20 protein-coding genes and 1 pseudogene are annotated in these 26,473 nt (G+C 70.7%); 10 read left to right on the top strand and 11 right to left on the bottom strand.

The genetic code is table 11. From position 1 onward, the window contains the following. Positions 1-16: 16 nt before the first annotated feature. On the top strand, positions 17-1,366 hold the full coding sequence (locus tag OHB13_RS29015) for an aminotransferase family protein (RefSeq protein WP_266852049.1): 1,350 nt from the start codon (positions 17-19) through the stop codon (positions 1,364-1,366). Positions 1,367-1,503: 137 nt separating this feature from the next. After that, positions 1,504-3,042: an APC family permease gene (locus OHB13_RS29010; RefSeq protein ID WP_328379010.1), complete on the top strand. Its 1,539-nt coding sequence runs from the start codon at positions 1,504-1,506 to the stop codon at positions 3,040-3,042. 29 nt (positions 3,043-3,071) lie between these two features. Here the strand turns inward: OHB13_RS29010 and OHB13_RS29005 are convergent, their stop codons facing one another. Continuing rightward, complete coding sequence (locus tag OHB13_RS29005) at positions 3,072-4,220, bottom strand: hypothetical protein (RefSeq protein ID WP_328380497.1); 1,149 nt, start codon at positions 4,218-4,220, stop codon at positions 3,072-3,074. A 330-nt stretch (positions 4,221-4,550) separates the two neighbouring features. After that, a pseudogene (locus OHB13_RS29000) lies at positions 4,551-4,736 on the bottom strand (helix-turn-helix domain-containing protein); the annotation flags it as partial. A 212-nt stretch (positions 4,737-4,948) separates the two neighbouring features. On the opposite strand from OHB13_RS29000, the gene OHB13_RS28995 reads away from it, so the two are divergent. From OHB13_RS28995 to OHB13_RS28985, 3 genes are all read left to right on the top strand, one after another. Continuing rightward, positions 4,949-5,374, top strand: a complete 426-nt coding sequence (locus OHB13_RS28995; RefSeq protein ID WP_328379009.1) for a hypothetical protein — start codon at positions 4,949-4,951, stop codon at positions 5,372-5,374. Positions 5,375-5,552: 178 nt separating this feature from the next. Further along, a complete protein-coding gene (locus OHB13_RS28990) occupies positions 5,553-6,365 on the top strand; it encodes a FadR/GntR family transcriptional regulator (protein WP_323183628.1) in 813 nt (270 codons plus the stop codon). Continuing rightward, positions 6,362-7,684, top strand: a complete 1,323-nt coding sequence (locus OHB13_RS28985; RefSeq protein ID WP_328379008.1) for a CynX/NimT family MFS transporter — start codon at positions 6,362-6,364, stop codon at positions 7,682-7,684. Before OHB13_RS28990 ends, OHB13_RS28985 begins: the two co-directional genes overlap by 4 nt. An 84-nt stretch (positions 7,685-7,768) precedes the next feature. On the opposite strand, the gene OHB13_RS28980 is transcribed toward OHB13_RS28985, so the two are convergent. The 3 genes from OHB13_RS28980 to proP form a co-directional block, all read right to left on the bottom strand. Next, positions 7,769-10,651, bottom strand: a complete 2,883-nt coding sequence (locus tag OHB13_RS28980; RefSeq protein WP_328379007.1) for an FUSC family protein — start codon at positions 10,649-10,651, stop codon at positions 7,769-7,771. Next, a complete protein-coding gene (locus tag OHB13_RS28975; RefSeq protein ID WP_266852067.1) occupies positions 10,648-11,106 on the bottom strand; it encodes a MarR family winged helix-turn-helix transcriptional regulator in 459 nt (152 codons plus the stop codon). Before OHB13_RS28975 ends, OHB13_RS28980 begins: the two co-directional genes overlap by 4 nt. A gap of 95 nt (positions 11,107-11,201) precedes the next feature. After that, positions 11,202-12,734, bottom strand: a complete 1,533-nt coding sequence (gene proP, locus OHB13_RS28970; RefSeq protein ID WP_266860631.1) for a glycine betaine/L-proline transporter ProP — start codon at positions 12,732-12,734, stop codon at positions 11,202-11,204. A gap of 392 nt (positions 12,735-13,126) precedes the next feature. Between proP and OHB13_RS28965 the strand changes: the two genes are divergently transcribed. Together OHB13_RS28965 and OHB13_RS28960 are read left to right on the top strand one after the other, a co-directional pair. Next, on the top strand, positions 13,127-14,434 hold the full coding sequence (locus OHB13_RS28965; protein WP_266852069.1) for an MFS transporter: 1,308 nt from the start codon (positions 13,127-13,129) through the stop codon (positions 14,432-14,434). A gap of 160 nt (positions 14,435-14,594) precedes the next feature. After that, on the top strand, positions 14,595-15,170 hold the full coding sequence (locus OHB13_RS28960) for a DUF4232 domain-containing protein (protein WP_328379006.1): 576 nt from the start codon (positions 14,595-14,597) through the stop codon (positions 15,168-15,170). 82 nt (positions 15,171-15,252) lie between these two features. On the opposite strand, the gene OHB13_RS28955 is transcribed toward OHB13_RS28960, so the two are convergent. Together OHB13_RS28955 and OHB13_RS28950 are read right to left on the bottom strand one after the other, a co-directional pair. Continuing rightward, positions 15,253-16,053, bottom strand: a complete 801-nt coding sequence (locus OHB13_RS28955) for a DUF4232 domain-containing protein (RefSeq protein ID WP_328379005.1) — start codon at positions 16,051-16,053, stop codon at positions 15,253-15,255. Positions 16,054-16,118: 65 nt separating this feature from the next. Next, on the bottom strand, positions 16,119-18,017 hold the full coding sequence (locus OHB13_RS28950; RefSeq protein ID WP_328379004.1) for a protein kinase domain-containing protein: 1,899 nt from the start codon (positions 18,015-18,017) through the stop codon (positions 16,119-16,121). 13 nt (positions 18,018-18,030) lie between these two features. Between OHB13_RS28950 and OHB13_RS28945 the strand changes: the two genes are divergently transcribed. Further along, entirely contained in the window at positions 18,031-18,666 is a 636-nt protein-coding gene (locus OHB13_RS28945) for an RNA polymerase sigma factor (RefSeq protein WP_401602729.1), read from the top strand. 177 nt (positions 18,667-18,843) lie between these two features. On the opposite strand, the gene OHB13_RS28940 is transcribed toward OHB13_RS28945, so the two are convergent. From OHB13_RS28940 to OHB13_RS28930, 3 genes are all read right to left on the bottom strand, one after another. Continuing rightward, the gene (locus tag OHB13_RS28940) at positions 18,844-20,121 is read right to left on the bottom strand and encodes an MFS transporter (RefSeq protein WP_266860632.1); all 1,278 of its coding nucleotides are present in this window, start codon (positions 20,119-20,121) and stop codon (positions 18,844-18,846) included. Between the two features lie 263 nt (positions 20,122-20,384). Further along, positions 20,385-21,554, bottom strand: coding sequence for an acyl-CoA dehydrogenase family protein (locus OHB13_RS28935; protein ID WP_328379003.1), 1,170 nt, complete (start codon positions 21,552-21,554; stop codon positions 20,385-20,387). 45 nt (positions 21,555-21,599) lie between these two features. After that, positions 21,600-23,156, bottom strand: a complete 1,557-nt coding sequence (locus OHB13_RS28930; RefSeq protein WP_328379002.1) for an acyl-CoA synthetase — start codon at positions 23,154-23,156, stop codon at positions 21,600-21,602. Positions 23,157-23,298: 142 nt separating this feature from the next. Here OHB13_RS28930 and OHB13_RS28925 point away from each other — a divergent pair, with 142 nt between their 5' ends. Together OHB13_RS28925 and OHB13_RS28920 are read left to right on the top strand one after the other, a co-directional pair. Next, positions 23,299-23,940, top strand: a complete 642-nt coding sequence (locus OHB13_RS28925; RefSeq protein ID WP_328379001.1) for a TetR/AcrR family transcriptional regulator — start codon at positions 23,299-23,301, stop codon at positions 23,938-23,940. A gap of 86 nt (positions 23,941-24,026) precedes the next feature. After that, positions 24,027-25,238, top strand: coding sequence for a serine hydrolase domain-containing protein (locus tag OHB13_RS28920; protein WP_328379000.1), 1,212 nt, complete (start codon positions 24,027-24,029; stop codon positions 25,236-25,238). 48 nt (positions 25,239-25,286) lie between these two features. On the opposite strand, the gene OHB13_RS28915 is transcribed toward OHB13_RS28920, so the two are convergent. Further along, a complete protein-coding gene (locus OHB13_RS28915; protein WP_266852081.1) occupies positions 25,287-26,303 on the bottom strand; it encodes an Lrp/AsnC family transcriptional regulator in 1,017 nt (338 codons plus the stop codon). Between the last annotated feature and the right edge of the window lie 170 nt (positions 26,304-26,473).

Raw genomic sequence — 26,473 nt, 5'->3', positions numbered from 1 at the left:
GAAAGGACGCACGGCCATGCCGTTCAGCCACGCCGAACTCGCCGCCACCGACCGGGCGCACATCATCCATCCGTACCTCCCCGGGACCGCCGAGGAGCGGGTCGTGATGACCGGCGGCTCCGGCTGCCGGCTCACGGACGCCGAGGGACGCTCGTACCTCGACGCGACCGGCGGGCTCTGGCTCGCGCAGATCGGCCACGGCCGTGAGGAGGTCGCCCAGGTCGCCTTCGACCAGATGAAGCAGCTGGAGTACTTCACCAGCTTCTGGGAGTTCTCCAACGACAAGGCCGTCGCGCTCGCCGCCCGGCTGGCCTCGCTCGCCCCCGCGGGCCTGGACCACGTCTACTTCACATCGGGCGGCTCCGAGGGCAACGAGGCCGCCATCAAGATGGCCCGCTACTACCACCACCGGCGCGGCGACACCGACCGCACCTGGATCCTGGCCCGCGACAAGGCGTACCACGGCATCGGTTACGGCGGCGGCTCCGCGACCGGATTCCCCGTGTACCACGAGGGGTTCGCCCCGATGATGCCGCATGTCTCGCACCTCACCCCGCCGTGGCCGTACCGCACCGAGCTGTACGGCGGCCAGGACCCCACCGACTTCCTGATCGGTGAACTGGAGGCCCGTATCGCGGAGATCGGGCCCGGCAACATCGCCGCCATGATCGGCGAGCCCATCATGGGCGTCGGCGGGATGCTCGTGCCGCCCGCCGACTACTGGCCGCGGGTGCGCGAAGTCCTCGACCGGCACGGGATCCTGCTCATCTTCGACGAGGTCGTCACCGCCTACGGGCGCGTCGGCGAGTGGTTCGCAGCCCAGCACTTCGGCGTCACCCCCGACATCATCGTCACCGCCAAGGGCATCACCTCCGGGTACATCCCGCTCGGCGCGCTCCTCGTCGCCGACCGGGTGGCCGAGGTGCTGCTGCGCGACCACGGCTTCCCGATGGGCTACACGTACAACGGCCATCCGGTGGCGGCCGCCGTCGCCCTGGCCAACCTCGACATCATCGAACGCGAGGGGCTGCTCGGCCGCGCCGTCACCATGGGCGCCCGGCTGCACGCCGAACTGGACGCGCAGCTGGGCCAGTTGCCGATCGTCGGAGAGATCAGGTCGGTCGGCATGATGCTGGCCGTGGAACTCGTCGCCGACCGCGGAACCCGCGCCCCGCTCCCGCTGGATCCCGCCCGGATGCCGCACGACGTCATCCGGCGCGAGACCGGGGTCATCGTCCGCGACTCGGCGCACAGCCTGGTCCTGTCGCCGCCGCTGATCATGACGGATGCCGAGGCCAAGGAGGCCGCGGTGGCGCTGCGTTCGGTCCTGGAGCGCACCCTGCCCACCGGAGAGGTCCAGGCCTGATCACCGGGCGGGACCATCCCGGGCCTCCCTCCGTACGGGAGGCCCGGGATGGTCCCGCCTGCCGCCGGGAACGCCATCAGCCGACCGCAACCGTTCGTCACGTGCCTGCCCGCGGCGCGTGCCAGCAGGAGGACCCCGTGTCTGCACCACCGGCCTCACCCGCACCAGCCGCCGTGCCCCCACCACCCCATCTCTCCCGCAGCCTGCGCCGCTTCGACATCATGGCCATGGGGATCGCCGCCGTCATCTCCTTCGACGTGGTCGGCCAGATCGCCACCGGCGGCGGTGAGGCGGTCACCTGGACCGCCGTCATCGCGCTCCTCTTCCTCGTCCCGTACGCGCTGCTCTTCGCGGAGACCGGCGCCGCCTTCCCGCAGGAGGGCGGCCCCTATGTCTGGGTCAAGCTCGCCTACGGCAAGGCGACGGCCGCGCTCACCACACTCTTCTACTGGGTCACCAACCCGGTCTGGCTGGGCGGTTCGCTGGTCTTCGCCGCTTCCGACGCGTGGAACAGCTATGTGTCGCACCTGGGCAGCGGCACCTTCGCCGACTACGTCTTCAAGCTCGCCTTCATCTGGGCCTCGATCCTGACGGCAGTCGTCTCACTGCGCCGCGGCAAATGGATCACCACCGCCGGTGCGGTCGTCAAGGTGGGCTGTGTGCTCCTGTTCACCGGAACCGCCCTGGCCTACGGCCTGCGGCACGGTTTCGCGGGCCTGCACCACGCCCGGTTCACCCCGACCACTGCGGGGTTCCTGGCCCTGGTCCCCGTCCTGCTCTTCGCGTACGTGGGCTTCGAGGCCCCGAACGCGGCCGGTGACGAGATGCACGACGCCAAGCGGGACGTCCCTGTCTCCATCGCGGTGTCCGCCTCCGTCGCGACCTGCTGCTATCTGCTGCCCGTGCTCGCCATCCTGTCCGTGGCACCCGCCGACAAGGTCACCGGCATCGGCGGGTTCATGGAAGCCGCGGCCCTGGTCTTCGGGGTGTACGGCTCCTGGAGCGGCCCGCTGCTGACCGCGGCCGGGGTGATGTTCGCCTTCGCGCTGCTCACCCAGGGCAGCGCCTGGATGATCGTCAGCGACCGTATGCAGGCCATGGCGGCGGCCGACGGCGGGTTCTTCGGCCGCTCGCTCGGCGCCTTCCACCGCGGGCTCGGCACCCCGGTACGGATGAATCTGGTGTCGGGGATCACCGCGACGTTCTTCATGATCGCCGCGACGAACCTCGTACGGGGGGACAGTGCGGCGGTCTTCGGTGTCGTCCTCACCGTCGCCATCACCACGCTGCTGCTCTCCTATCTGGTCGTCGTGCCGGCGCTCGTGACCCTGCGCCACCGCCACCGCGAAGCCCCCCGCCCCTACACCGTGCCCTTCGGCAATGCGGGCTTCCGGGTCTGCGCGGTCCTCGTCTACGTCTGGATCCTGCTCGGCTCCTGGGTCGCCCTCTTCCCCGGCACCCTGGAAGCGGTCCTCGGCGTCGGCTACGACTTCCGGCACACCTGGGGCGTCACGCGCACCACGTTCGAGGCGTTCACGCTCGGCACGGTGCTGCTCCTGCTCGCCATCGGCGCACTCGGCCGGGGCGTGGGCGCGATCCGGGACCGTGCGACGCGTACCGGGGAGGGCGCTGACGCCTCCGGATCCACTGCGCGCGTGCACACCACTGCCCCGTGACAGGCCCCGGCGTCCGCCTGCTCAGTACGTCATCCGCCCCCGGCTGTTCGGCTGACCGGGGAGAGTGTGATCAACACGGGCTGTTCGGTGATACGCAACCTGTCCGGCGCCGGGGTTGAGGCGCCGTCCAGGGACCGGACGGTGCGTGCGCCGCGGTCGGTGCGCATGGAGACCGTTCCGGATTCGGTCCAGCGGATGACGGCCGGGAGCAGTGTCTTCGCGTCTGCTGAAGCAAGGAGGTAGCGGCACTCCCAGACCTGCCCGGCCAGCCCGTCCTGCTTGCCGTGGCCGCACGACGTGATCCGGGCCCCGGCAAGCCAGCGCTGCAGCACAGCCACCGCACGGGCGGCGCTGGTCGGGGAACCCCCGGCGGGCTGGAGGACGAGCGGGAGCTTCGTACCGCCCCAGTTGTAGAAGTACATACGGTCGTAGCGCAAATACATACCGACCAGATAGAACCGCGCCGCGAACGCGATGGCGTGGGCCTGGTCCAACGGCCGGTCCTCAGGGATGCGGTAGGTGGTTCCGGTGTTCCACAGACGGGGGTGTACTCCCGCTTCGTGGAAGGTCCGCTCGATCGCCTGAGCGAGGCGGACGAAGGTCTCCGGAGGGTCGTCGTCGCTGCGGGGAGAGAGCTTCACCCCGGCGACGTCACAACCCTGGTAGCCGCCGGCCGCCGCGAAGTCACGCAGGAACCGGCGCGGGTCCGGCTCCCACAGATCCCCCATGGAAGGGCACACCACCGTTGCCCTCGGGTCGGCCCGGCGGATCACGGCACTGGCCCTCCGGGCCATCCGGGCGAGCGTGGCGGCGTCACCGGTGAAGAAATGCGGGGAGGGCACGAGCGCCCAGAGTTCGTATGCCGCGATCCGGCCCGCGTACCTGGTGGCGACAGCCTGGACGAAGGGGACCCAGTCGTTGATGTCATCGGGAGGGGCTACACGCGACCCGTCGCTGTACGGGCCCAGCGGCGCGTCGGGGGCAGCCCATGACGGGGTACCACCGAAGGTGTACAGGACCGGGAGCCGCTTGCGTCCGGCCCCCTTGACCAACCGGTCCAGGCTGCTCCAGTCGAACTGGTCGCGCGCGGGCTCCACTTGTGCCCAACGGGTCTCGCTGTCCCACAGCCGGACCGCTCCCACCCGGAACGTGGGCATCGCCCCGCTGCTGCTGTTCATCGTCACCCCGTAGAACGCAGCGGGCACTGCGGCCGGGTACTGCGACCAGGCCGGGCCCGATACGTGCTGAACTTCCTGTGCATCATGGCGCCGGGCCGGAGACGATGCGGTCGCGCCGAGAACCACGACGATCAGCAGAGAGCTCAGGGCCGCCAACGACCGCAGCACCCCGGACCACCTGCGGGGTGGCCGCCGAGTACGCAGGGCCGGCGCAGGGGCCGGAACCTGTGCGGGTGCCTCGACGGTATCGCTGCCGGCGCGAATGCTTCTGCTGCCAACTCCAACTCGGGCGGCGTCGGCTTGCTCCCACAGCCGGTAGAGATCCGCCAGCTCGGCCCGCTCGGCCCCACAAGCTCGGGCTACGCGCTCCACCATTCCGTAGCTGTCGGGCAGGACCTGGCCCCGGCAGTAGCGGTGCAGGGTGGACGTGCTGATGCCGCATCGAACGGCCAGCTCGGCGTAACTGCACCCACTGCGCTGCTTCAGCTCATGTAATCGTCCCGCAAGGTCCGGCATCCCCAACTCCCCCGCAGTCGTCCCCACTCCGGTATCCCAGCACTCCTCATCGGGGCAGGTCAGAAGGTTCATTTCATCCCTTCCCCCAACAGGGACGCGGAAGCCTTGCAGCGCAGTTGCACCGCTCGGCAGGCTCAATGCGTCGTGACCCACGGCGAACGGGGAGCCGCGCCGCCCCGGCAAACGGCGCAGTCACAGCAGAGAGGCCAGCTATGCACCTACGCACCCGCCTCGGCACCGTGATCGGTGCCGGCGCCCTGCTCACCACGGCGCTCGTCAGCACCCCCGCGCACGCCGCCCCGACCGACGTCCACCCCATGGGCGGCTGTTGGGCAGGCGCCGTCTGCGGAACGATCTTCAACAACACGACGCACAACGTGAAGGTCTGCCTGAACTGGAACTCCGCAGGAACCGATCAGGCCTACCAGCCCAAGGCCCACTGCGCGTCGGTCGCTTACGCCAAGCCCCACAGCGTCTACGGAGCGCCACAGCACAAGGACATCGACGCGTTCTACATCCCCAGCGGCACCGCCTATTACGGCGCCTACAGCGGCATCCCGAAGAAGTGGACCCACACCCGGAGCGGATGGTGGAAGTTCTCGGACGCCACCGACGTGCACATCGACTGGACCGGCTGACCACTGACGGCCGGTCATGACGGCTCGTCGGACGATGTGGGAGTGAGGGCAGGCACGGTCTACCGGGATTACGGAGTTCTCGGCACCCCGGGACCCGACTGGAAGGCCGTGCCTGCCGACGCCTCACCGGTGGCGGTCCGGCCCCCGGCCGCGCGTCAAACATGGGATGTTAGGTTGATTGGAGGTATTGAACCTGGAGAACCTGGAGGTGGACATGCCGCTACGCGCGACGGAGCGCTCCAGCCTGGTCGGACGCGTGATCGACCAGCTGCAGACCCTTATCGAGTCACGGGAGTGGCCGGTCGGTACGAAGATTCCGGCCGAGCCGGTCCTGGTGGAGCTGCTGGGGGTCGGCCGGAACACGGTGCGCGAGGCGGTGCGCGCGCTGGTGCACAGCGGAATGCTGGAGCCCCGCCAGGGAGACGGGACCTACGTACGCGCCGCCGACGACCTCGGCGCCGCGCTGCTGCGGCGGCTGCGGCGGGCGAGCCATCTGGAGGCGCTGGAGGTACGGGCCGGTCTTGAGCGCGACGCCGCCCGGCTTGCGGCCGAACGCCGCACCCCCGAGGACGTGGCGGCGCTGCGGGCCGCCCTGCGGCGCCGCGACGAGACCAGGCAGGAACCCGATCCCGCGGAGTTCGTGGACGCGGACGTCTCCTTCCACCACGCGGTGGTGGCCGCGGCGCACAACGGGATGCTCACCGATCTGTACAGCCATCTCACCGACGGGCTGCGCGCCGCGATCACCTCCGTCGCGCACGCTCCGCTGCCGGACGGGCCGCGCTTCCAGCTGGATTCGCACGCCGCCCTGGTGGACGCGATCGAGGCGGCGGACGCCGACCGGGCGATCCGCTGTGTCGAGCAGTACATCAACGAGACCATCGCCTCCGTACGGACCCTGCAGGACGCGGATCCGCTGCCCGGACGGCCCGGCAGCGGCGATTCCGGCCCCGGGACAGGCACCGGCGAGAACACCGGAGGCCGCTCATGAAGGGCACCCCTGCTGAGCGGAGTGCGACCCGGCCGCCCGGCGAGCCGATACCGGCCGCACCCGCGTCCGCACCGGCACGGGACGCGGCGCGGACACCGGTCCGGCCGGGCGGGCTGCTCACGTTCGGCGTGATCATCCTGGCGCTGAATCTGCGCCCCGCCCTGGTCGCCGCGTCGCCGCTGCTCGACACCATCCGTACCGGAACGGGCATGTCCGCCACCGCGGTCGGGCTGCTGACCACCCTGCCGCTGCTCTGCTTCGGCCTGCTGGCCCCCTTCGCACCGCGCCTGGGACGCAGGTTCGGCATGGAGCCCGCGCTGCTGGGCACCATGGTGCTGATCTGCGCCGGAACCGCGCTGCGGCTGGTGCCGTCGATGGCTGCCCTGCTCGGCGGCACCGTCGTCGTCGGCGCGGGCATCGCCGTCGCCAACGTCCTGCTGCCCGGGGTCATCAAGCGCGACTTCCCGCACCGGGTCGGCCTGATGACCGGTCTCTACTCGATGTCACTGTTCGGCGGGGCCGCGCTGGCGGCCGGTATCACCGTCCCCGTCGAGCACGCCGCCCACCTGGACTGGCGCTCCACGCTGGCGCTGTGGGGGCTGCTCGGTGTGCTGGCGGTCATCGTCTGGGCCCCGCAGCTCCGCCGCCACAGCCGGGCCACCGCGGCCGAGGCGCGCAGCGCGGCGCATCCCGTGCGGGGGCTGTGGCGGCACCCCGTCGCCTGGCTGGTCACCGGCTACATGGGCCTGCAGTCCCTCTCGTACTACGCCGCCGCGGCATGGCTGCCGACCATCCTGAGCAACGCGGGGATGGCCGAGGGCACCGCGGGCTGGATGCTGTCGTTCTCCAGCCTGCTGGGGATCGCCGGGGCCTTCGTCTCCCCCGTCCTCGCCTCGCGGGGCGTGCGGCCCGGGCTGCTGGCGACGGTCGGCGCCGTGCTGACCGCTGCCGGTTTCGCGGGGCTCGTCCTGGCCCCGGTGGGCTGGGCCTACCTCTGGATGGTGCTGCTCGGGCTCGGTCAGGGCGCGGCGATCTCGCTGGCGATGCTGTTCATCGTGGAGCGGGCGCCGGACGGCCGGCACGCCGCGCAACTGTCCAGCATGGCGCAGTGCTTCGGCTATCTGCTGGCCTCGGTGGGGCCGCTCGCGCTGGGTGCCGTGCACCAGCTCACCGACAGCTGGACGGTGCCGCTGGTGATGCTGATCGTGCTGCTGGTGCCGCAGGCGTTCATCGGCATCGGTGCCGCCCGCGACCGCCACGCCGCGCCGGACCAGGGCACAGAGGACCAGGGCACGCCGGTGCGGGGAACGACGGACTGACGGAGCCTGCCGGGGACACCACCGCCGGCCGGACCGGCTGTGCGGGCCACTCGCCCGCGCAGCCGGTCCGGCCGGCGCTTTCCTTCACTGCCCCGACGCCGGGTGGAGCTGGATGTCGCGGTGCATCTCGCCCTCCGTACCCGTCACCGAGAGGAACTCGGCGCGCGGAGCGTGGGACGAGCCGGCCGCGATGAGCGTGTACGTGCCGGGCTCCAGACCGGTGATCCGGTAGCGGCCACCGGCCGCCCGGACGCCTGCCTGGCGCTTGCCCCGGGAACTGACCACCGTGATCCACGCACCGCAGTCGACCGGGTGGTCGGCGCACCGCACGGAACCGCTGACGGTGACGGAACCGCCGGTCCTCGAACCGCCGTTCCGCGCACCGGTGGTGTCCGGAACGCCGCCGTTACGCGCCCGGTCCCGCCCGCCGTCGGCCGTGCGGGCGGCGGGCGCCGTACCCGGGCCGGCGTTCTGCGCGGGAATCGCCGTTCCGGGGCCGGCCTGGGCCGTGACCGGTCCGTGCGGTCCCGGCGTGCTGCCCGGCGTCCGCTCACCGGCCTGGAGCCGGGTCTGTGCGGCCCACGCTGCCAGGACCTCCTGGGTACGGCGCTCCCGTGGCGTGCTGGCCGGCGTACGGGGAGCTTCGGCGGGCGTGGTGGCCCGCTCGGCGGAGGCGGTGACGGTCTCCAGACCGCGGCCCTCGGCCAGTCCGGCCAGCACCTCGTCCAGTGCGGCCAGTTCCCTGAGCGCGATGTGCAGCCGGTCGGCGCGTGGACCTGCCGGCGCCCCCCGCAGCTCCCCTTCGAGGTCACGGATGAGCGGGCTCACCCGGACCCAGGTACCGCCGGGCTCCCCGGTCGAGAAGTGCAGGTCGAGCGCCCGCAGCGACTCCAGGAGCGTCTGCGTGATCCGCTCGACGTGCCCGGTGAGCCGGGGCCCGAGATCGATGTCGACATCGGCCGCGGCGGCGAGTGCCCGTGCGTGCGCGGTGGCGGTGGCGAGGAGTGCGAGCCGGTTCTCGGCGCCGCGTCCCCGTATCCCCAGCGGCATCCGGACCAGCGGCCGGGCCACGCTGCGGACCTGGAAGAGGGCCGCGTCGACCCCGCGGGCCGCGCCGCGCAGCCGGACCGGGGCCTCGGGGTCCTCCCAGCGTTCGCGGATCTGGGTGATCAGGTGCTGGAGCGCCGCGACATAGCCGCGATCGGCCTCCTGGGCGACCTTCCGGGTGGAGAGCGGGAAGATCAGCGCGGCACAGGCGGTGGCGACGAGGATTCCGAGCCCGTTGTCCAGCAGACGCTCGCCCAGCAGGTGGTCCATCCTGCTGTAGGGGGTGGACATCCCGTAGAGCTGGACGAGCGCGGTGACGAGTCCCACGACCCAGTAGGCGTACTGGCGCTGCATGCCCCAGGCGCCCAGGCCGAGTCCCGCCACGATGACCAGCAGCGTCCAGTAGACGTGGCCGGGGCCGATGAGGTGGAGCAGCCAGATGCCGATCACCGCGCCGGCGACCGTGCCGACCATGCGGTGGGCGAGCTTGCGCAGCCGCTCATGGGTGGTGTTGGTGCCGAACAGCGTGATCATCACGCCGATCAGTCCCCAGTAGAAGCGCCGGGGGTCGATGGCGTCGGTGATCGGACAGACGATGGCGCAGGCCACCGCCGCGTGCAGCGGTACGCGTACGTACGGAATGACGCGGCGCCAGCCCTTCCGCTCCTGGGCCGCCGCGATCCGCCGGGCGACCGCGCCGGCTCCGGCCGGGCGGTTCTGCTCCAGGGCGACCGTGGGCTGGAAGGGGACCTTGGCGCGGGCCTTCGGCGCGTTCCAGCCGAGTTCGAGCCAGTGCGCGAGGGAGTCGGCGAGCGAGTCGAGGAGGTGGCCGACCCGCCGGGCCAGCATCGCGGCTTCGGCCTCGTCGGGGCTCGCGTCCCGGTCGGAGAGAATCTCGGTGGCCTGCTGCTGGATGAGCCGGGCCGCCGGGTGCAGGGCGTCGGCCCGGCCGAGCGGGGTGTCGCGGGCGACGACCAGCGCGACGACCATCGCCTCGCGCAGGCGCGGCGGCACGGGCATCCGGGCGAGCCGCTGCACCGCCTGGCCTATGCCCTGGAGGGCCAGCTCGGCGTCGAAGAGGTACTGGTGGAGCAGTTCGGCGGTGTGCGGGTCGGCGGCGACCTCGGGCTGGGCGAGGCGTCCGTCGATGGTGACGGTGGTGATGTTGAGACGGCGCAGGCTCCGCCGCATCCGCTTGATGGCGACGTCGTGGTCGGCGTCGGGGTCCAGCGCGGCCGTGGCGGCGTCACCGACCCGGCGCGCCTCGACGACGAACGCGCGCTGGGTACGGAGCAGGTCCTCGCGGGGCATCGGGCAGCAGAGCAGCAGCCGGGAGACGAGGATCCCCACCGCGGACACCAGCGCCACGACGAACAGCTTCCCGCACAGGTTCAGCGGGATGTTCGACATCATGCCGACCATGAACGAGTTGAAGAGCATCATGCCGGTGAGCAGCGCCAGCGACCCGAACCGTGCGAGGAAGAACGTCAGCGCCAGCGCCACCACCATCAGGGTGAGCTCCAGCACACGGTCACCGATCAACCACGCGGAGAGCGCCAGCACGGCCGAGAAGGGGAACGGCATCCACAGGATGGAACGGGTCAGCCGGAGCGGGGTGTTCTCCGCGATGGCGAACGCGCTCATCATGCCCAGCATGCCGCCGACCATCATGCCGAGCATGGCCGGCAGGGTCAGGGCGACGGACATCCCGTAGCCGACGGCGAGGCCGGTGATGATGGCGACCATCGAGCGCCACCCGGCCTGTAGCTGACCGAGACCGGGGTCGGCGGCGAGTACCCCGTCCCACCAGCGTCTCGGCCCGCCGACCCGGCGGGGTGCGACGGAACCTCCTGTACGGGGTGGCCGGCCTCCGTCCGGCTCGGCTGTGGCTTGGGCGGCTTCGGTAGCTGGGGTGGTCAACTGACCTCCGGTTCGACGGCGTGCAGAAGGGTGGATACCGCATCCCGGGCCAGTCCCACAGCCCGCTCCGGATCGTCGACGTTCGTCCCCAGTCCTTCGAGAAGGGCCGAGGCCATACGCTGCCGCGCCCGCTCCATGAGCTCTGCGCCGGCAGGTGTGAGCGACGCCTCGACGACGCGCCGGTCCTTGACGCAGCGCTCGCGCTCGATGAGTCCGCGCTCCTCCAGCTCCTGGAGGACGACGGTCACCCGCGGCTGGGCGATGCCGGTGTAGGCGGCGATCTCGGTGACCCGGCGCGGCCTGGGATCCAGGGCGTCGAGTATGGCGGTGTGGCTGCGCGGAAGTCCGAATTCTCCGGCCCTGAACAGCGCCTGGGAGAGCCGCCCGATGCCTCGCAGAAGCCCTCGGGCGGCGTCCTCGATCCGCTGCTCGTCGGAGGCCGGAGATAGATGCATATCGCAATTATATATTGCCGTCAGGAGTGCTCATCGACACGCCGCCCGCCGGACGGCACCGTCAGCCCGCGCGGACGGTGCGGCCCCGGCGGATGTCAGCCCTGCTTGTCGCCGTTGTGCCGGGCCCACGGGTGCCGCAGATGGATCCACACGTCCCGCGCCCGGCGTCCGGCCTCCGTACGGCTCTCGGCGACCAGTGAGCGCGCCTGGTCGTGGGTCTCCACCATGGGACCCGAGCCGCGCAGGGGCCGGCCCGCCGTCTCGTGCAGGAAGTAGGTGGCGATGAATCCGATGACCCCGGCGACCATCAGGTAGTACGCGGGGACCATGTCGTTCTTGGTGACCTCGACCAGACCCGATGCGATCAGCGGCGTCGTACCGCCGAAGAGCGAGACCGAGACGTTGAACGAGATCGACAGGGCCCCGTACCGCAGCCGGGTCGGGAAGAGCGCCGGCAAGGTGGAAGCCGACGTACCGGCGAAGCACACCAGCAGCAGGCCCAGGATGAGGCAGCCGAACGCGGGCAGCAGGATGCCACCCTGCTTGATCAGGAGGAACGCCGGAACCGAGAGGACGATGAGCGCGATACTGCCCGCCATGAAGACGGGCCTGCGGCCCCAGCGGTCGGAGCTGCGGCCCACCGTGGTGATGGTGAGCACCACCACGATCATGGTGCCGAGCACCAGCAGCTGGGCGGTGAGCGCGTCCTGGTTGAGCGTCTCGGTCATGAAGGTCGGCAGGTACGACGTCACCATGTAGTTGGTCACGTTGTAGAGCAGGACAAGACCCATGCAGATGAGCACCGCCTGCCAGTGCTGGGTGAAGATCTCCTTCAGCCGTCCGTGGCCGGACTGCCGGGCCACTTCCACCGGGTCCTCGTCGCCCTCGTCGTGCGGCTCCTTCGCGTACTCCGCCGCGGCCTCCTCGGCCTGGCGCTTGAAGGCGGGGGTCTCCTCCAGCCGCAGCCGCATGTAGAGGCCGATCAGCCCGAGGGGCCCGGCCACCAGGAACGGGATCCGCCAGCCCCAGTGCACCATCCCGTCGTGCCCGAGCACCGCGGTCAGGATGGTGACGATGCCGGAACCGAGCGAGTAGCCGACGAACGTACCGAAGTCCAGCCAACTGCCCAGGAATCCACGCCTCTTGTCGGGTGAGTACTCGGCGATATAGGTGGTCGCCCCGGCATATTCACCACCGGTGGAGAAGCCCTGCACGAGACGGCAGACGAGCAGCAGGATCGGTGCGGTGAATCCGATCGAGTCATAGCTCGGCAGGAACGCGACAGCGAATGTACTGATCGCCATCATGATCATGGTCGCGGCGAGTACGCGTTTACGTCCGATACGGTCGCCGAGCGGGCCGAACACCAGGCCGCCGAGGGGCCGTACGAGGAATGCGGCGGCGAACGTGGCGAACGTGGACACAACCTGTGCACCGGGCGAGCTGGAAGGGAAGAAGACCTCGCCGAGGATGCCCGCCAAATAGGCGTACACACCGAAGTCGAACCACTCCATCATGTTGCCGAGAGCGGATGCGGACACCGCTCTGCGCACTTCGGGTTTGTCGGTGACCGTCACGTCATCGACGCTCAGTGACCGTTTGCGGCGCCGTAGCAGGATACGGAGCAGCCGGTCGTTGGCGGAGTTCGATCCGCCGGACGGCCGTGTTTCTCGTCGGGGGCGTCCCTTGCTCATGTCATCCCGTCTGCAGAGCGGCATTGCCGCGTTCATCATCGCTTCGGTCTCCCCTGTCCAGTTTCTTCGGGGAAACACAGGAGACCGCGTGTCGGCGCGCCCTCACGCACAACCGTCCGCAGTACGGAGTGCCGGACCACTCCGTACCCCGCATTGCCGGGACAATGCAGCTGCGAAATCCCGGCTGCCCGTGCCGGCCGCTCCATCAGTGCAGTACAGCGCAGTACAGCGCACAGACGGTCGCGCCGCAGCCGGCGCGGACCACGGGCCGCCGACCGCCGGCCGCCGACCAGGACCGCGAACCACGAACAGATCCGGAGAAAGGCATGATCCCCCAGGAGACAGGCGATTTCGGTACGGCAGCTGCGGAAACGGCGGACAGCGAGGACGGGAAAGTCACAGCCGAGCAGTGGAAATGGTCGGTGCTGGCCGGTATGGCCTCCTACATGGACGCCGGATCCATCGTCGCGCTGGGCGCGGGGCTCGTGATGTTCCAGTCCTATCTGCACCTGAGTTCGAATGCCGTGGGGCTGCTCGCGGCACTCGGACCCAATGCGGTCGGCTGCGCGATCGGCGCGTTCATCGGGGGCCGGCTGGGTGACACGCTGGGCCGCAAACGTATCTACAAGTACGACCTGCTGGTCTATGCGGCGGGAATTCTCTGCATCGCTCTCGCGGTCAACCCGCTGATGCTCTTTCTGGGTACTTTTGTCGTCGGACTGGCGGTCGGCGCGGACGTCCCCACTTCGCTCGCCCTGGTGGGTGAGTTCGCACCGGCAGCGGCGCGTGGAAAGCTTCTCGGATTCACCCAGATCGCCTGGAGTCTGGGCCCGGTCATTGTGCTGCTGCTCGCGCTCGCCCTCGCCCCGTTCGGCCTGCTCGGTATTCGGCTGGTGTTTCTCCAGCTGTTCGTCGTGGCGCTGGTCACGTGGGCACTGCGGCGCGGTCTGGCGGAATCGGCGCGCTGGAAAAGGGCGTTCGCATCGGGGCTGTCGGCGCGGCCCACCGCGAGGGCTCTCTTCCAGGGGCCCAACAGGAACGCGCTGATCTGGACCGGGACGATCTACCTCTTCTGGGGACTGGCCGCAGCGACCAACGGCATCTTCACCCCGTACATGATCAGGACCCTGCACGCGGGCAGCCAGTCGGCGGGGGTGGGTCTCGCCTGTGCGGGGTTCGTGGTGAGCATCGGTGCGGCGCTGCTGTTCATGAGCTACGTCGACCGGAGCCACCTCACCCGCAAATGGATGTGGGGTGCGGGCGGCGCCATGCAGGTCATCGCCTATGTCAGCTATCTGGTCCTGCCGTTCACCATCCCGGTGATCATCCTGAACATCGTGCTCTTCGCGGTGGGCGGCACATTCGCCGGGGAACCGCTCTACAAGATCTTCAGCCAGGAGCTGTTCCCGACCATGCTGCGCGGCACGGCCCAGGGCTTCACTTTCGGCCTCTCACGGACCTTCGTCGGTATCTGGAGCCTGTTCGTACCGGCGCTCGCCAGCACCGGCATCCGGCCGGTGGCCGCGCTGCTGGCCGTGTTCCTGGTGATCAGCGGGTCGGTCGGCTTCTTCTTCATGCCCGACACGGCCGGCAAGTCACTGGAGGAGATCGAGGCGGAGCGCGCCTTCGCCTGAGGGGGCCGTTCCGCTTCCGTCACCCGCCGTATCCGGCGTATCTGGGCGGATTTACCGTGAACTTTCTGGCTGTCTTCCCCATCTCATTGCATGGGGGACGCGAAGAGAACCCGCACCGCAGCATCGAGAAGCGCACCATTGAGAGTGGAGATCGATCGACATGGCTGAGCAGTATCGGAACAGCACCGCCGGGCGCGCAGGCGCCGGCACCCGCATCGCCCGCCGTATAGGCGGCGCGGGGCTCGCCGTCGTCGCTGTCGCCGGACTCGGGCTCGCCGGAGCCGGGGCCGCCCAGGCGGCGTCCGTGCCCACCTGCGCCACATCGGGGCTCACTGCCTCCTTCGGGCAGGGACTGTCCGGGGGGATGAACCACGAGGGCGTCGTCCTCAAGCTCAAGAACACCAGCGGCCACACCTGCGACCTGCGCGGATACCCGGGACTCGGGCTCCAGGACGCGAGCCACCACACGCTGGGGTCTTCGGTGCACTGGGGCAGCACGTGGTACGCCAAGAGCCCGGCCAAGCAGACCCTGACCCTCAAGGACGGTCAGAGCGCCGAGTCGGTCATCGCCTGGACGCACGCCAACACCGGTACCTCCGATGCCCGGCACGCCTCCTACCTGGTGGTCACGCCGCCCGCGTCCACCACGCACAAGACCCTGAAGTTCCCCCAGTGGGTCGACAACGGTGAACTCGACGTCACCGCGCTCGCCTCGCACATCAGCGTCACCGGCTGACCGAGGCACCGGAACACGTGGCACATCGGAAGGGGCGGACCGCAGATGCGGCCCGCCCCTTTCTGGTTCCCGCGTCCTGTACTCAGCCGCCCGAGCCTGCCGAGAACGACCCGACCTGCGGCCCCGAACTCCCGTCCGCCGGCACCGCGCCGCCGTTCCACGGCACGATCAGCGCGACCTTCTCGTCCGGCGGGGTGACTCGTACGGTCGGCGGTGTCACCTTGCCCGCCCCCGACACATCCGGGTTGGTGAACGTCAGCGGCGCCCAGGCGCTCGCCCCGGGTGCCACCTTCACCGGCCCGCCGGAGGAACCGGTGCGTTCGGGATCCACCGAGACCTGGCTGCCGCCGTTGTCCACGAAGGCCAGGCCCGGGAAACCGCTGACGGTGCAGGTGTGGCCGGACATGTTGGTGAGGACCAGCGCGAAGTCCTCCTGCCCCGCGCCGGGGTGGTCGTCGCCGATCGTCAGACGGAGTTCGGAGGTGTGGCAGCGGGTCGGGGCCGCCGGTGGGGGTGTCTTCCCACCTCCGCCGGTGCCGCCGGTGCCGCCGCTCCGCTGCGGCGCTGCGCTGCTGCTCCCGGAGCTGTCCGCCCCGGGCGGAGGGGTGGGCGACCCCTGGCCGCTTCCGGACCCCGACTCCTGCGGGGTCGGTTCCTTGCCGGTGCCGGCCGCGGGGACCGACGCGCCACTGGTCACCGGGCCGCCGACGCTGGCGACCTTCTGCGGTCCTGAGTCGCTGTTGCCGCACCCGCCGAGCAGCAGTGCGCTCGCGACGGCCGCTGCGGCGGCCCCGGCGACCATGCCTCGGCGGCCGGCGAACGTGGCCCTCCCGCCCGCCCCGGTCAGATGGCCCTCGCTGCCCCGCTGTCCTCGATTCGGCATGGTGCCGACCGTCCCTTCTGTGGCGTCCCTATGACTACCTCCGATGACCGGAAGGACCGAAAAGTTCACGCCGCGGCCCGCACACTCCGCAGAATGCGGTCGGTGGCGCCGGAGCCGAAGCTCTCGGCACACCTGATCTGTACGTACACCGGAGGGTTGCCCTCGGCGACCGGGACGAGCGCGATCTCCTTGAGACTCCTGCCCCCGGTTCCGCAGGAATCCCAGGTGCGGACGGTGCCGTGCCACCTGCTGTCCGAGTACGTCTTCGTGCCGGCGTCCCGGCAGCCCGGGTGGGTGCTCTTCTTCACCTTCGCGGTCAGGGCCGCCGAACTGCTCGTCCCGGGAGCGACCGTACCGGCGAACACGCCGTCGTCGTCCGTCCGCAGATCGGACCAGCCCGAGACGGAGTCCGCCACTGTCAGGCCGGCCCGGTGCGTACGGCCGAGGCCGAGGACGCCGGGTGACCAGCCGGAGTCGGCCAGCTGCACGGCCCAGGCGTGCGGGACTTCCAGACTGAGCTTCCCGGTGGCGTCGCTGACCTGCTCCGTGCTGGGCGGCCTGCGCTCCCACAGGGTCAGCGCCGTTCCCGCCCCGGCGACGACGACCACGGCCGTCAGTACGGTCAGTACGGTCCGCAACGTCCGGGGACGCCGCGTACGGGTGGGCCGCGGGGCATCAGGGCCGCCCCCGCCGGGTGCCGCAGGCACCGGGGACACGGAGCCCGCGGGCTGCCCGGGCCGCTCGGGCGAGGTGAAGGACGCGGAGGCCCCCGGGGAGGCGACGAATTCGGGGGCGCCGAAGGACTCGGAGAACGCCACGGGCTCCGGGGAGGGCGACGGCGCGGCGAAGTCGCCCGGATTCGCCGGTACGGGCGAGCCGAACACCGGACCAGGAGGTACGGGCGAAGCGCTGGGGGCCGAAGGTGCACCGAAGGCCGGTGGTACGGGCGAACCAGCAGGGGCCGAAGACGCACTGGAAGCGGACGGTACGGGCGAACCACTGGGGACGGAAGGTGCACCCGGGGCCGGCGGAACGGGCGAACCCACAGGGGCCGAAGACGCACCGGAGGCGGACGGTACGGGCGAACCGGCCGGGGCGGACGGTGCCGGCGAACCAGCAGGGGCCGAAGGTACCGGCGGGCCGACCGGGGCCGGTGCCGTCGCCCCGGACGTGGGGAGCTCCCGCAGCCGCTCCAGCTCCGCCGTGAACGCCCGCGCGCTCTCCCAGCGCTGCTCCCGGTCCGGCTCCATGGCCCGCTGCACCGCCGCCACGACCTGCGCGGGCAGGCCTGGCCGCAGCTCGTCGGCGGGGAGCACCTTGCCGGGCGGGCCGGGAACCGTGCCGGTCAGCAGGTGGTGGAGGACGGCGCCGAGACTGTAGACGTCGGCGCGCGCGTCGATGCCGTCGTACGGCTCCGCCTGCTCGGGCGCCATATAGCCACTGCTGCCCGCGATCACGGTGAGGCCGGACGCCTGGGCCAGGTTCTTCGCCAGGCCCAGGTCGGCGATGAGGACCCGCTCGTGGCCGCCCGGACGGCCCTTGAGCAGGATGTTCGACGGCTTGATGTCCCGGTGCACGATGTCCGCGTCGTGCAGTGCGGCCGCGCCGCGCGCCGCCTCGGCGGTCAGCCGCAGCGCCTCGTCCACGTCGAGCTCGCCCGCGGTCAACAGGTCGTCCAGGGTGCCGTGGTCGGCGTACTCCATGACGAAGTAGGGCCGTCCGTCCGGGAGATCGCCGATGTCGAAGACCTGGACCACGCCACCCGAGTTGGCTCTGCGCAGCAATCGCGCCTCCGCCACGAAGCGTTCGCGGATGTCCAGGCGGTACGACCAGTTGTCGGCCATCACCTTCACCGCGACCTCGGCGTGCAGCCGTTCGTCGTGGGCCAGCCACACCACGGCGAAGGCCCCCGTGCCGAGGCGCCGCAGTACGCGGTACCGGCCAATCTCTTCTGGTACGGACATGTGGCTATCATGCATGGGTGATCCCCCAGCGAGTCCAGCCGGCCCGAACGGCGGACACCCTCCCGTGACCCGGCCCGCCGATGGAACAGAGGCCCTGGCCGTCCGTGCGTCCAGCGGCGACCAGGCAGCTCTGGACGCCCTGCTGCGGGACATCAGTCCCGATGTGCTGCGCCGCTGTGCCCGGTTCCTCCTGTACCGCGAGGACGCCGAGGAGGCGGCCCAGGACGTGCTCGTCCAGGTGGCGCGCAACATCCACCGTTTTGAAGGCCGCAGCAAGTTCAGCACCTGGCTGTACACGGTGGTCGCCAACTGTTCGCGGCAGAAGTACCGCGAGCTCAAGCGGCGCTCGGCCGAGACCCCGCTGACCACGGCGGAGGCGACCCACCCCGACCCGCGCACCACCAGCGTGATCGCGGGCTCGCGCGTCGATCTGCTCGAAGCCCTGGAGCGGCTGGAGCGCGAGGCTCCGCAGCTGGTGACACCGCTGATCTACCGCGACATCTGCGAACTCGACTACGCGGAGATCGCCGACCGGATGAACCTGCCGGTCGGCACCGTGAAGTCCCGCCTGCACCGCGCCCGCCAGCAGGTCAGGCCCTGGCTGATGGGCGGGGACACCAGCCGGGAACCGGGCGGCGCCGAAGCCTGAGGGCTGTCGCAGCCGCACTTCCGTCATGCCCGGTATGCCGGACATGACGGTTGTCATGTGTCCGCCCGTCAGCGGCTCGCCCCGCGGAGCCCGATCAACACTCCCCCTCAGCCAGGTCGAGAAGCGCTTGCTGCTCCCAGTCGGGTCATCAGCTCCCGGGCGGGCCCCATCCCGAAATCATCCACAGCATGTTCCGCCGGGCTCCGGACACTTCGGCGAAGTCGGTGAACAGCCCGGCCTCCTCCCGGTGGCCAGGCCCAGGCGCCGTGCGTCGTGTTCGGGCCGGATAGCGGCGATGGCCACCGCTCCGGCGACGAACATGACGCCGGCAGCGAGGAGAAACGCGGTGCGGTAGCCCTCCTGTTGGGTCGGCCCCGCGTCGATGAGGTGGCCGGTGACGGCGGGAACGACGAGGCCGGGAAGGGTACCGGTGGCGGCGACGATGCCGAACACCGCGCCTCGCTGGGAGGCGGGAACGGCCTCGGCCGTGGTCATGTAGTGCAGGGGAACAGCTACCGAGGCAACGGCGAAGGCCACGGCGATGAGCAGGACGCGGGGGCCCGGCGCATGGGTCAGGGGGAAGCCCGCCATGGCCACCGCCGCGACGCACACCACGGCGCCCTGCAGCCCACCGCACGCCCAACGGCTCGACATGCCGCGCGACTTGAGCCGGTCGACGAAGAGGGAGACCGTCAGCAGGAGGACGAGGCTGAAGGCCGATACGGCGCTGATGGTGGTCGCGGCGGTCCCCGCCGACATGCCGAGCTGTGTCCGGAGGTAGGGGGCCAGCCACGCCTGGCTCAGGGACAGCGCCCAGGAGGCGCCGAAAGCGCTGGATATGCTCCCCAGCACCGTGCCGCTGAGCAGCAGTTTGCGGTAGGGCAGCCGGTCGGAGGCCTGCGGGGCGGCCGGGCCGTGAGGCGGCCGGCCAGCATCGTCGTACGGACCGTCATGTCCGCCCTTCCACCACAGCAGGCTCCAGACCGCGCCGGCCACGCCGAGGGCGGCGAAGGCCGAACGCCAGCCGAAGGCGCTGATGAGCCAGGTGACCACCGGTGCGGCGACCAGGGTACCCAGGGCCGCGCCGCCGATCTGCAGCGCCGATGGCAGCCCGCGCCGCTCGGGCGGGAACCACTTGTACAGGGCGTGCATGGACATCGAGGCGGCGGGCCCTTCGGCGGCGCCGAGCAGCAGGCGGCCGGCGACGAGGGTGGGCACCGTGGCCACGACGACGACCGGGAGTTGGGCCACCGCCCACAGCAGCCCCATGACGAACAGCAGCAGCCGGCTGGACAGCCGCGAGGAGAAGAACCCGACGACCAGACCGGAGAGGCTGAACAGCAGGGAGAAGGAGCTGGAGACCAGCCCGTAGGTGCTGTTACTGATGTGCAGGTCGGCCATCACCGGGACGGCGGCCAGGCCCAGGGCGGACTTGTCGGCGAAGTTGACGACCATGAAGGCCACGATCAGGGCGGTGACCAGCCAGGCGCGGCGGCGGTCGTAGGAGGGAGAGGGCGCTGCGCGGCCGCCGCTGCCTCCGTCGGCAGAGGACCGGGGTTCGGGGAGGGGACGGGGTTCAGGGAAGGGTCGGGGTCGGGGCCGGGGTGCCAAGAGTGACTCCTGCGGGTTCGTGGAAGAGCAGGGGGGCCGGAGTGCCGGGCGGTCCGTGCTCGGCACGCACCTGCCCGGCGCGCGGCTGCCCGGCCGACGGCTGCCGCTCAGATCAGCGACTTGGCGATCGCGTTCTTGTGGATCTCGCTGGTCCCGGTGACGACGCGGAACATGCGCAGCGTCCGGAAGATCTGCTCGACCTCGTGGCCGCGGGTGAGCCCGGCCTTGCCGTGGATCTGTACGGCCTGGTCGGCGACGCGGAAACAGGACTCGGCGGTGAGCAGCTTGCACATGTTGGCCTCGACGCCGATGTTCGCCCCCTGGTCGGCGCGGGCTGCCGTGGCCATGACCGCGGAGCGGGCGGCGTAGATGTCGGTGGCCATGTCCGCGAGCTTGTGCTGGATGGCCTGGAGGGCGAGGAGTGGCTGCTCGAAGGCGACGCGGCTCTTGGAGTACTCCACGGACAGATCCCAGGCGCGCCGTGCCGCACCGATGAGCGAGGGGCAGTGCAGGAGGCGGTTGAGGGTGATGCGGCCGATGCCGATGCGCAGCCCCTGGCCGATCTCGCCCAGCAGGTTCGCGGCGGGGACACGGCAGCCGTCGAAGTCCAGGTCGCCCTCCATCTGCTGCCCGGACATGGGGACTTCGCCGTCGAGTACCCGGCAGCCGGGGCTGTCGAGGTCGACGAGGAACGCGCTGTACGCCTCCTCCGTACCGGCCATGCGGGCGACGACGACGGCGAAGTCGGCGAAAGGCGCGGCCGAGCTGAACACCTTCCGGCCGGTGAGGACGTAGGAATCGCCGTCAGGTGTGGCGGTGGTGGTCATGCGCCGTACGTCCGAGCCCGCGTCCTGCTCCGTGATGGAGAAGCAGCAGGCACGTTCGCCCCGGATGACGGGGAGCAGATAGTGCTCCAGCTGGTACTCGGTCGCGTACTTGACGATGGAGCCGGCGCGCAGCGGTCCGCCCATGTCACCGAGGACCGAGTGGGACAACACGGCTCCGGATGCGGTCAGTTCCTCCTTCAGAGCGCAGAGTTCGGCCAGGCTCAGCCCCTGTCCGCCCAGTTCGGGGGGCAGGCTGACGCCGTAGAAACCGAGTTCGCGGCTGCGTTTCCAGACGTGTTCGAGAGTGGCCCGGTCGAGCTTGGTCTCCGGGGTCAGGCCCCGCTCGCGCTCGTACGGGATGAGCTCCTCGTGGAGGTAGCGGCGCAGGTCGGCGACCAGTGTCCGCAGGCGCGGGTTGTCGTCGTAGGAGGGTTCGAGGGTGAAGGGCATGGTGTGGCTCCTGTTCAACGGGGGTCCGGGGGCAAGCGGCAGACCTCAGTGGACGCGGCGCCCGGAGCCCGCCCAGTAGGGGTCGCGGATCGCACGGCGGTCGATCTTGCCGTTGGGGTTGTGGGGCAGCGCGTCGACGAAGTCGACCGAGCGGGGCTTCTTCATGCGGGCCAGGCGTTCGGCGCAGAAATCGATGAGCCCGGCCTCGGTCAGCGTGCTGCCCTCGCGCGGCACGACGACGGCCTTGACCGCCTCGCCCCACCGGTCGTCCGGGACACCGACCACGGCAGCCGCGTACACCTGCGGATGCTGGTGCAGGACGGACTCGACCTCGACGGCGTAGATGTTGAAACCGCCGGAGATGATCATGTCCTTCTTGCGGTCGACGATGAAGACGTAGCCGTCCGCGCGGCGGCGCGCGAGGTCGCCGGTGAGGAACCAGCCGTCGCGGAAGGAGGCGGCGGTGAGGTCCGGTTCGTTGAAGTACCCGGGCACGACGTCAGGGCCCCGTACCGCTATCTCCCCGATCTCGCCGTCCGGCACCGGCACCCCGTGCTCGTCCACGACCTCGACCTCGGCCTCGGCCCGCGGCCGGCCGCAGGACAGCAGCAGTTCCTCGTCCTCGCCCTCGATGGCACGCCGGTGGTCATCCGTCGACAGGAACAGCACTCCCGATGTGGTCTCCCCGCAGCCGTACCCCTGGGACAGCACCGGGCCGAACAACTCCCAGGCCTCACGGATGCGCTGGGGCGACATGGGCGCGGCCCCGTATATCAGCTGGCGCAGGGTGGAGACGTCGTAGGAGCGGGCTTCCGGCAGCGCGAGCACCGTGTTGACCATGGTCGGGACGACGAACGCATGCGTCGCGCGTTCCCGTTGGACGGTGGCGAGGAAGCCCTCGGCATCCCAGCTCGGCAGCACCACCGCGCACCCGCCCGCGAAGAAGATGCCGAGCAGCGGCATACCGGAGGCGTGGGTCACGGGGCCGGCCAGGATCTGCCGGTCGCCGGGGCCGACGCGGGTGTCCGGACCCATCACCATCTTGCGCATCACCGCTGCCCGGTTGCCGTACGTCTGGATCGCGGCCTTGAGCTTGCCCGTCGAGCCGGAGGTGAAGTGCAGGACGGCGGGGTCGCCGTCGTCGCAGTCGGTGTCGACCGGGTCGGGGACGGCGTCGGCGAGGAGGCCGGCGTAGCCGGGACCGAGGTCGCTCGGCCCGTCGTAACCGATCACCGTCCGCACCCCGCTGCCGGGCACCGCGTGCCGCGCCGCGTCCAGGTGGGAGGCGTCGGCGAGCAGGACGCGCGCTCCCGACTCGCGCAGCAGATGGGCCACTTCCCCCTCACCGAGCCGGGCGTTGACCGGGGCGCGCACCAGCGCCGCCTTGTACAGGGCCATCTCCGTGACGACGAGTTCCGCGCGGTTGCCCGCCAGGGTCGCCACACAGTCGCCCTTGCGGAGGCCCAGGCCGTGCAGGGCGGTGGCGAGCCGGTCGCTCTGCTCGTCGAGGGCCGCGTACGTGAGCCGGGTCGCCCCGCAGACCACGGCTTCGGCGCCGGGCTGATGGCTGGTTGTCCTGCGTACGTACCGTCCGAGGTTCATCGCGCTCCCTCACCAGTTCCTGATCGTTCCTGAACGACATCGTTCCTGAACATTCTGTCCGGTAACAATCTTGGTGTACGAGAACGTAAATGCAGCGTTAGTGTCAGGTCAACGGTTCGCACGAAGAGGAAATAATCCGGCCATGAAGCCCGCAGCCCCGAAACCCGCCGAGGACCGCCGCGTCCGCCGCACCCGCCACGCACTGCGCTCGGCTCTCGTCGGTCTCGTCCTGGACCACGGATTCCACGCGATCACCGTGGAGGAACTCACCGAGCGCGCGGATGTCGCCCGCGCCACCTTCTACTCCCACTACCGCGACAAGGAGGACCTGCTCGTCGACGTCGTCCGGGAACTCGCCGCGGACCGGGAACGGCTGCTGCCGGCCGTCGAACAGGCCCAGGCCCAGGGCTTCACCGGCCTGCCGGTCCTCTACATCTTCCAGCACGCGGAGCAGGAGAAGCCCGTCTACCGGGTCATCCTCAGGGGCGAGGGCGACGGCCGGGCGCTGCGGGAGTTCACGGAGATCACCTGCGACCGCGTCGAGCGCCTCTTCCGTGAACGCGCCGGGGAGCTCGGCGTCACCCCGCGCATCCCCTTCGACGTCATCGCGCGGGCATGGACGGGCGAGCTCATCGGCATGCTGACCTGGTGGGTGGAGAACGACACCGGGTACAGCGCCGCCGAGATCACGGGGCATCTGCGGGACCTGTCCGTGTACGGGCGGGTGTGGGCCTCGGGGCTGACACCGTCGGACGCACCGGGAGCCGTCGACAGCACGCCCTGACCGCGCCTCCCGCTCACTCCTACTCCACACTTACTGAACACTTCGTATGGTATCTATCGGTACTTCAGACCGATAGGAGTGAGCGCATGACGCAGCCGGTGGAGATGTCCTCGTTGGCGGACCTCGTCTGGGCACTAGGTTTCACGGATCCGGCGTGGGTGCGCCGGCACAATGCCGCAGGCCGTGAGACGGTGCCCAGCCGCCGTGTCTGGCGCGGCCGGGACCGGCCACGCGAACTGCCTGCGGCGGAGCGGGACTCCGGCATCGACAGCCTCCGGCTCACCACGCCGGACGGCCGCGCGATCCCTCTCCCCGAGGTGTTCGCCGCGGCCCAGACGGATGCCTTCCTCGTCCTCCACCGCGGAACCGTCGTCCACGAGACCTACCTGCACGGCTACGAGGCCCACGTGCCGCACTTCAACGCCTCGGCGGCGAAGTCGTACATAGGCCTGCTGGCGGCGGTACTCGCACACGAGGGACTGCTCGACCGGACGGCCCGGGTCACCACATACGTCCCCGAACTGGCGGGCACCGCCTTCGGTGAGGCCGAGGTCGGCCACCTGCTCCACATGGGCACGCAGATGAGCTATGCGGGCCGCCCCTACGACAAAGCGCTCGAAGCCCAGCGCTACGCCGCCATCCTCGCCCCGCGACTGCGCCCGTACGGCTACACGGGCCCGGCGACCATCCGCGAACACCTCGCCACCGCACGGGCGACCGCCGCCCCGGGCACCGGGTTCCGCTACGAGAACGGCAATGTGGAGGCGCTCGCCGAAGTCCTGCGCCGGGTCACCGGAACGACCACCTCCGCGCTGCTGTCCGAACTCCTCTGGTCCCGCATCGGGGCGGAGGAGGACGCCTACTACATCCTGGACTCCGAAGGCGCCGAGGCCGCCTGCGGCGGCTTCAGTGCGACGGCGCGGGACGTGGCCAGGCTCGGCGAGATGATCCGCTGCGGCGGCGCGGCCGGCGGTCGGCAGGTGGTGCCGGAGTCCGTTGCCGCCGCCATCACCACCCCGGTCCCGGACTACACCCGGCGCGTCCGCTTCCCCGCGGCCCCCGCGACCACGCCCGCCACCCTCTCGTACCACGACCTGTGGTGGATTCCGAACGACCCGCACGGCTCCTTCATGGCCAGCGGCATTCACGGCCAGCGGCTGTTCGTCTCACCCGGACTCGACCTCGTCATCGTGCACTTCGGCTCACAGGTCATGTCACCCGCGGTGCCGCAAGTCCCCCTGATCGAGGCGTTCCTCCTGGTGGGCGCCCACCTCAACGGCGCCCGTACCCACGGCTGAGGAGGGGCAGCCGTCCAGCCTGTACGCCGGGGCCCCCGCGGGCCCCGGCTACCAGGGGGCGATCGGCTGCACCCCCACCCGGCGCCCCTCCGCGTCGAGCAGATGGCCCATGCGTTTGACCGTGTGCAGGCCGACGATGCGGTCGGTCACCGTGAGGGTGGGCAGCCGGGCGCACAGGGCGGTCTCGCGGCGCTGGATGTCACCGAGGTCGTGCACCCAGAGCGTGGTGAAGATGTTCGAGGGACCGGTCACGGCGGCCACCAGCCGGCATTCGGGCAGAGCCACCAGTGTGCGGTGAACGGTGCCGATGTCGCGCGCGGGCACCTGCCCGAGCAGCGAGACCGGGACCGGATGCCCCGCCAGGGCTGAGGCGATGTCACAGCGGAAGGTCAGGACCGACGAGTCCGTGAGGCGGCGCATCCGGCGGCGGACGGTGGCCGGGCTGGTGGACGTGCGCTCGGCGAGTTCGGCCAGACCGAGCCGGCCGTCGCGGACCAGTTCGTCGAGCAGGGCCCGGTCGACGGCGTCGAGTCCGGGCGTACGGGTGGACTCCCCCACCGCCGCCGGGCTGCCGAGCGCCGTCAGCTGGGCGGGGGCCAGGGAGCGCAGCCGCCAGCGGCTGCCCTCGACGTAGAGCTCCGTGGTGAGCAGGCAGGTCATCGATGTGATGCCCGGTATCGGGTCCAGCTTCTCGCTGAGGAACCGGGTGAGCGCCGTCAGGTCCGGGGCGAGCACGTCGAGCAGCAGATCGGCGGTGCCGGCGCCGGTCAGCTCGATCGTCACGGCTTCCGGGAGCGGGCTCAGCTCCGCCATCAGCCGGGACCGGTCCCGGGGAAGGCAGCGCAGCAGGACGAAGGCCGAGCAGCGGTTGCGGGAGAACTCGCGCCCGGGCGCCGCGTACACCCAGGCGAGCCCCTCCCCGGTCAGCCGCTCCCAGCGGCGGGCCAGCGTGCCCGCGGTCACGCCGAGCAGCGGGGCCAGCTCCGTCCAGGGGGCTCTGGGCCGCAGCTGGAGGGCGTTCACCAGCGCGAGGTCGAGTTCGCTGGTGGTGACCGTTTCTCGCATCACAAGGCCTCCGTACGGACGAATCCATGAATATTCGAGGTCGTTCGTGCCTCGGCCCGCACAGTAGCCACGACATTCGGTTCCGGCCACCCATTGATCCACCGGCCCCAGTGATCCAGAGGTGAAGCTGTGCTTCCACGTATATCGGGAACGGAACGCGGACCCGGAGC

It is taken from the genome of Streptomyces sp. NBC_00440, from assembly GCF_036014215.1.
In the GTDB taxonomy this organism is placed as follows: Bacteria; Actinomycetota; Actinomycetes; order Streptomycetales; family Streptomycetaceae; genus Streptomyces.
Note: the sequence above shows the minus strand (reverse complement) of the source record. Positions and strands in the feature narration are given on the sequence as shown.

Bases quoted from the DNA above. Each gene is read 5' to 3' on its own strand.
- OHB13_RS28940 (WP_266860632.1), bottom strand. From the start codon at position 20,121: ATGGTCGTCAACTTCGCCGACAAGTCCGCCCTGGGCCTGGCCGCCGTC.
- OHB13_RS28985 (WP_328379008.1), top strand. From the start codon at position 6,362: ATGAAGGGCACCCCTGCTGAGCGGAGTGCGACCCGGCCGCCCGGCGAG.
- OHB13_RS28965 (WP_266852069.1), top strand. From the start codon at position 13,127: ATGATCCCCCAGGAGACAGGCGATTTCGGTACGGCAGCTGCGGAAACG.
- OHB13_RS28975 (WP_266852067.1), bottom strand. From the start codon at position 11,106: ATGCATCTATCTCCGGCCTCCGACGAGCAGCGGATCGAGGACGCCGCC.
- OHB13_RS28945 (WP_401602729.1), top strand. From the start codon at position 18,031: ATGGGTGATCCCCCAGCGAGTCCAGCCGGCCCGAACGGCGGACACCCT.
- OHB13_RS29005 (WP_328380497.1), bottom strand. From the start codon at position 4,220: ATGAACAGCAGCAGCGGGGCGATGCCCACGTTCCGGGTGGGAGCGGTC.
- OHB13_RS28920 (WP_328379000.1), top strand. From the start codon at position 24,027: ATGACGCAGCCGGTGGAGATGTCCTCGTTGGCGGACCTCGTCTGGGCA.
- OHB13_RS28995 (WP_328379009.1), top strand. From the start codon at position 4,949: ATGCACCTACGCACCCGCCTCGGCACCGTGATCGGTGCCGGCGCCCTG.
- OHB13_RS28915 (WP_266852081.1), bottom strand. From the start codon at position 26,303: ATGCGAGAAACGGTCACCACCAGCGAACTCGACCTCGCGCTGGTGAAC.
- OHB13_RS28930 (WP_328379002.1), bottom strand. From the start codon at position 23,156: ATGAACCTCGGACGGTACGTACGCAGGACAACCAGCCATCAGCCCGGC.
- OHB13_RS28950 (WP_328379004.1), bottom strand. From the start codon at position 18,017: ATGTCCGTACCAGAAGAGATTGGCCGGTACCGCGTACTGCGGCGCCTC.
- OHB13_RS28960 (WP_328379006.1), top strand. From the start codon at position 14,595: ATGGCTGAGCAGTATCGGAACAGCACCGCCGGGCGCGCAGGCGCCGGC.
- OHB13_RS28925 (WP_328379001.1), top strand. From the start codon at position 23,299: ATGAAGCCCGCAGCCCCGAAACCCGCCGAGGACCGCCGCGTCCGCCGC.
- OHB13_RS28955 (WP_328379005.1), bottom strand. From the start codon at position 16,053: ATGCCGAATCGAGGACAGCGGGGCAGCGAGGGCCATCTGACCGGGGCG.
- OHB13_RS29015 (WP_266852049.1), top strand. From the start codon at position 17: ATGCCGTTCAGCCACGCCGAACTCGCCGCCACCGACCGGGCGCACATC.
- OHB13_RS28935 (WP_328379003.1), bottom strand. From the start codon at position 21,554: ATGCCCTTCACCCTCGAACCCTCCTACGACGACAACCCGCGCCTGCGG.